Annotated in this window: 5 protein-coding genes; all 5 read right to left on the minus strand. The window is 62.1% G+C overall.

Annotation, left to right across the window (positions count from 1 at the left end):
• Window positions 1-140: 140 nt before the first annotated feature.
• The gene (locus NCR38_RS00780; RefSeq protein ID WP_061116815.1) at window positions 141-347 is read right to left on the minus strand and encodes a hypothetical protein; all 207 of its coding nucleotides are present in this window, start codon (window positions 345-347) and stop codon (window positions 141-143) included.
• Between the two features lie 150 nt (window positions 348-497).
• The gene (metH, locus tag NCR38_RS00785; protein ID WP_284503639.1) at window positions 498-3,248 is read right to left on the minus strand and encodes a methionine synthase; all 2,751 of its coding nucleotides are present in this window, start codon (window positions 3,246-3,248) and stop codon (window positions 498-500) included.
• Window positions 3,238-4,299, minus strand: coding sequence for a homocysteine S-methyltransferase family protein (locus tag NCR38_RS00790; protein WP_061116817.1), 1,062 nt, complete (start codon window positions 4,297-4,299; stop codon window positions 3,238-3,240). Before NCR38_RS00790 ends, metH begins: the two co-directional genes overlap by 11 nt.
• 218 nt (window positions 4,300-4,517) lie before the next feature.
• Complete coding sequence (locus tag NCR38_RS00795; protein WP_014190215.1) at window positions 4,518-4,775, minus strand: DUF3567 domain-containing protein; 258 nt, start codon at window positions 4,773-4,775, stop codon at window positions 4,518-4,520.
• 137 nt (window positions 4,776-4,912) lie between these two features.
• On the minus strand, window positions 4,913-5,639 hold a 727-nt coding region (locus NCR38_RS00800), incomplete at its 5' end, for an alpha/beta fold hydrolase (RefSeq protein WP_250476190.1).

The raw sequence follows: 5,639 nt of genomic DNA on the forward strand, positions 1-5,639 counted from the left end.
GGCTGAGTCCTGTAATGTACAGAACTCAGCCCTCACGGCCTTAGCCCAAACCTGTCCAACTTTGCGGGGTCAGTTCAGTTGCCGATGCGGGTTTTTTTCTTCCGATGAAACGTCTGACGGCCTAGTCGCTGTGCTGCGGATTATTGCGACTGGCCGCTTTCCGCGCCGGCGGGCTTCGCAGGCGTATGCGGCTTTTTCGGCTTCTTCGGCTTTTTCTTGTGCTCCGACTGCGGCGGCGAGTACGAAGACGCCTGAGTGCTGCTCGCCTGCGCGAACGCAGCCGAACTCGATGCTGCTAGCAAGGCCGCGGCGAAAGCTACGGTTACGGCGGACGTCATCTTCTTCATGCGACTTTCTCCGTTGACGAAAAGAGTGCGTGGGCCGTCATGGCGACGGCCTTTCGCGCTGACAAGTCTACGGAAACCAAAAATTTCCCGCCTGTTTCGTGCATATTTCCGCCATCGGGCGAGGGATATGTCGTTTGTCATTGCTGGGCTTCAGCGCAGCGGTGCAAGCGCGCGTTCGGCATCCGCGGTCGACAGCGCCATGCGTTCGGCGTAGCTCGCGAGCTGATCGTCGCCGATCTTGCCCACCGAGAAGTACGTGCTGTCGGGATGCGCGATGTAGAAGCCCGACACGCTCGCGGCCGGCAGCATCGCGAGCGACTCGGTCACGCTCATGCCGATTTCGTTCGCCTGAAGCACTTCGAACATGTCGCGCTTCACGAGGTGATCCGGGCACGCCGGATAACCCGGCGCCGGGCGGATGCCGACATACTTCTCCGCGATCAGCGCATCGTTGTCGAGCGTTTCGTTCGACGCGTAGCCCCACAGTTCCCGGCGCACGCGCGCGTGGAGCGCTTCGGCGAAAGCCTCCGCGAAACGGTCGGCCAGCGCCTTGAGCATGATCGCGCTGTAGTCGTCGTGATCGGCTTCGAACTGTTGTTCCTTTTTGTCGACGCCGAGGCCCGCCGTCACCGCGAAGAGCCCGATGTAATCCTTCACGCCCGACTCCTTCGGCGCGATGAAATCGGCGAGCGAGCGGTTCGGGCGCATCACGCCATCGACGACCGGACGCACGCTCTGCTGACGCAGATTGCGCCAGGTCATCGCGACTTTCGAGCGTGATGCGTCCGTGTAGATCTCGATGTCGTCGTCGTTTACGGTGTTCGCGGGCAGCAGCATGACGACGCCGTTCGCCGTGAGCCAGCGGCCCTGAATCAGGCGCGAGAGCATCGACTTGCCGTCGGAGAACACGCGCCGCGCCGACTCGCCGACGATCTCGTCGTTGAGAATCGCCGGATAGGGACCCGCGAGATCCCACGTCTGGAAGAACGGACCCCAGTCGATGTAGTTCGCCAGTTCCGCGAGGTCATAGTTCCTGAACACGCGCCGCCCGATGAAGGTCGGCTTTTTCGGCGTGTACGCGCTCCAGTCGATCTTCGTCTTGTTGGCGCGCGCCTCGTCGTACGTGACCATCGGCTGCGCTTTTCTGTTGGCGTGCTGCGTGCGGATGCGGTCGTAGTCGCTCTTCAGTTCATCGAGATACTTCGCCGCGCCTTCGTCCGACAGGAGGCTCGACGCCACCGACACCGAACGCGACGCATCCGGCACGTACACGACCGGCCCCTCGTAATGCGGCGCGATCTTCACGGCGGTATGCACGCGCGAAGTCGTCGCGCCGCCGATGAGCAAAGGCGTCTGCTTGCCGCGGAAATAGTCGTCGCGCTGCATTTCCGAGGCGACGTAAGCCATTTCTTCGAGACTCGGCGTGATGAGGCCGGAAAGCCCGATGATGTCCGCGCCTTCTTCCTTCGCCTTCTGAAGGATGGTCGCGCACGGCACCATCACGCCCATGTTGACCACTTCGAAGTTGTTGCACTGGAGCACGACCGACACGATGTTCTTGCCGATGTCGTGCACATCGCCCTTCACGGTCGCGATGACGATCTTGCCCTTCGGCCGCACGTCCGCGCCGGCATCGGCGAGACGCTTCTTCTCTTCTTCGATGAACGGAATCAGATGCGCGACCGCCTGCTTCATCACGCGCGCCGATTTCACGACTTGCGGCAGGAACATCTTGCCCGCGCCGAACAGGTCGCCGACGATGTTCATGCCGTCCATCAGAGGCCCTTCGATGACGTTGATCGGACGCCCGCCGGCCTTTTCGATCTTCGCGCGCACTTCTTCGGTATCTTCGACGATGAAGTTCGTGATGCCGTGCACGAGCGCGTGCGACAGACGCGCCTCGACCGGCTGATTGCGCCATTCGAGGTTCTCTTCCTTCTTCGCGGCGCCGGTCTTGAACTTGTCGGCGACTTCGAGCAGACGGTCCGTGCCGTCCTCGCGGCGATTCAGCACGACGTCTTCGACTCTCTCGCGCAGTTCGGCGTCGAGGTCGGCATACACGCCGAGCTGGCCCGCGTTCACGATGCCCATGTCCATGCCCGCCTGAATCGCGTGATACAGGAACACGGTGTGAATCGCCTCGCGCACGGGATCATTGCCGCGGAACGAGAACGACACGTTCGACACGCCGCCGCTCACCTTCGCATGCGGCAGGTTCTGCTTGATCCAGCGCGTCGCATTGATGAAATCGACCGCGTAGTTGTTGTGCTCCTCGATGCCCGTCGCGATCGCGAAGATGTTCGGATCGAAGATGATGTCCTCGGGCTCGAAGCCGACCTCGTTGACGAGGATGTCGTAGGAGCGCTTGCAGATTTCCGTCTTGCGCTGGAACGTGTCCGCCTGGCCTTTCTCATCGAATGCCATCACGACCGATGCCGCGCCGTATCGGCGGATCAGTTTCGCGTGATGCCGGAACGCATCTTCGCCTTCCTTCAGCGAGATCGAGTTGACGATCGCCTTGCCCTGCACGCACTTCAGGCCCGCTTCGATCACTTCCCATTTCGACGAGTCGATCATGATCGGCACGCGCGCGATGTCGGGCTCCGATGCGATCAGATTCAGAAAGCGCACCATCGCGGCTTTCGAATCGAGCATGGCTTCGTCCATGTTGATGTCGATGACCTGCGCGCCGTTTTCGACCTGCTGCCGCGCGACGGCGAGCGCTTCGTCGAACTGGCCGTTCAGGACCATGCGCGCGAACGCCTTCGATCCGGTCACGTTCGTGCGCTCGCCGACGTTGATGAAGAGTGAGTTGTCGGTGACGTTGAACGGTTCGAGGCCGGAGAGACGCATCGTGTGATCGGTCATGTCTGTTATCTCTTGTTCGATGTCAGGCTGCATCGCGATATTGCGAGGGGAAGGCGCGCGGCTTCACTTCAGCGAGCGCTTTCGCGATCTCCGCGATGTGCTCCGGCGTCGTGCCGCAGCACCCGCCCGCGACATTCACGAGGCCCGCCGTTGCGAATTCCTTCAGCAATCCCGATGTCACGTCCGGTGTTTCATCGAATCCGGTGTCGCTCATCGGATTCGGCAGGCCCGCGTTCGGATAGCAGGACACGTAGGTGTCGCACAGCTTCGCCAGTTCGGCGATGTACGGGCGCATCAGCGCCGCGCCGAGCGCGCAGTTCAGGCCGAACGTGAGCGGCTTCGCGTGACGCAGCGAGTTCCAGAACGCTTCCACCGTCTGCCCGGACAGAATGCGGCCCGATGCATCGGTGACGGTGCCCGAGATCATGATCGGCACCAGCTCGCCGGTATCGTCGAAGAGTTGATCTAGCGCGAACAAGGCCGCTTTCGCGTTCAACGTGTCGAAGATCGTTTCGACGAGAAACAGATCGACGCCCGCATCGAGCAGCGCCTTGGCCTGTTCGTAGTACGCGTCGCGCAGCTCGTCGAACGTGACGTTGCGCGCGCCCGGGTCGTTCACGTCGGGTGAGATGCTCGCGGTCTTGGGCGTCGGTCCGATCGCGCCCGCGACGAAGCGCGGCTTGGCCGGCGTCGAATACTTGTTGCAGGCTTCGCGCGCGAGCTTCGCCGACTCGATGTTCATCTCCGCGGCAAGGTCTTCCATGCCGTAATCGGCCTGCGCGACGCGCGTGGCGCCGAAGGTGTTCGTCTCGACGATGTCGGCGCCCGCCGCCAGATACTGCTCGTGAATCTCGCGGATGACCTGCGGCTGCGTGATCGACAGCAACTCGTTGTTGCCCTTGATGTCGCGGCCGTAGTCCTTGAAGCGCTCGCCGCGATACGCGGCTTCGTCGAGCTTGTAGCGTTGGATCATCGTGCCCATCGCGCCGTCGAGGATCAGGATGCGTTTCTGCAGCAGCGCGGGCAGCGCGGCGCCGCGCGTATAGGCGCGCGCAGGGGCTTTCGGAAGGGCGTTCTGGGTCATGACGGACGAGGCCTGCACCAAGTGTGAAATAGCCTGACATTGTAGCCGCAGCGCGGAGCGCTCGCCTCCGGGCGGCGGGCGCGCATCGGCGTGAAGCCGCCGAAAAAAACCCCGCCGTTTGCAGGGCGGGGTCTTCGGGGGATGGCGAGTGTCGCCTTAACCGCAGGGCCGTGCGGCGGCGGGCGCGGACAGTAGCGAGCCGCCCGCACGTGCATGCATCAGTGAAGCACGACGGGCTGGTTCATCAAGATGTCGAACTGGCCGAGAAATTCGTCGACATCTTCGAGCGACGGCTCTTCCGCGATCAGTTGCTGCACGTGCTCGCGAAACTTCGCGGCGAGCTCGCCGTCGATGAAAATTTCCCGCTGCGTGTTCTTGTCCACGATCTCATAGCCGCCCGCCTTCATGGCGAGATGGTTGTCCTGCGGTGGAAACTCGACTACGCAATAGTTAGGGCTGTTGTAGATCATTTGCATGGCGACACTCCTTATTCCTTGTTTGCTCCGTGGCAATCCTGACGCTTAAGTGGAGCGACTGGGTTGGAATTCAAGGGGTGGCCTCGATGTGATGCCCGCTGTATCGAGGCTTTCTTTTGCAGCAAAAAACAGAAGAACTACGTGGAATCGCGCATAAAACCCGCCAGTATTGCGGAAAAGCGTTGCGATTCCTCCACGGGTGAAAGGTGCGCCGCATTGAGAAGTTCGAATCGCGCGCCGGGCACCATGTCTGCGACAACTTTTGAAGCAGCATGCGGCGTGCCAACGTCATGCTCACCTGCAACGACGAGCGTGCGCTTCCTCACGGACGCGAGTTTGTCTCGCGCATCGAAACGGCCGACCGCTTCCGCGGCGCGTGCGAATCCTTCGGCGGGCGTGCCGGCGATCGTATCCGCGATTTGTTCGATCACTTCGGGGTGCGCCTTGCGGAATTCAGGCGTGAACCAGCGGTCGAGCGTCGCTTCCACGATACTCGCTGTGCCGCTTTCGCGCACGGAGGCTGCCCGTTGCGCGAATGTCGGACGCGCATCCTCGGAAATAAAGGCCGGCGCGCCCACGACCGTCAGCGATTCCACTTTGTCCGCATGGTTGATCGCGAACTTCTGCGCCACCATTGCGCCGATCGACAGCCCGACGACATGCGCCGCCGGCGCGCCTAGCCTGTCGAGCAGAACCGCGAGATCGTCGGCGAGGTCGTCGATCGTGAACGGATCCGGCGGGACGGCCGGTTCGCCGTGGCCGCGCCCGTCATAGCGCACGTCACTAAAGTAGTTGGGGAAGTATGCGGGCATCTTATACCAGAAGCAGTGGTCGCGGGCCAGCTGTAGGATGTATAAGAGCCCG

Origin of the sequence: Caballeronia sp. INML1, from assembly GCF_023631085.1 — a bacterium.
GTDB classification, from domain to species: Bacteria; Pseudomonadota; Gammaproteobacteria; order Burkholderiales; family Burkholderiaceae; genus Caballeronia; species Caballeronia turbans.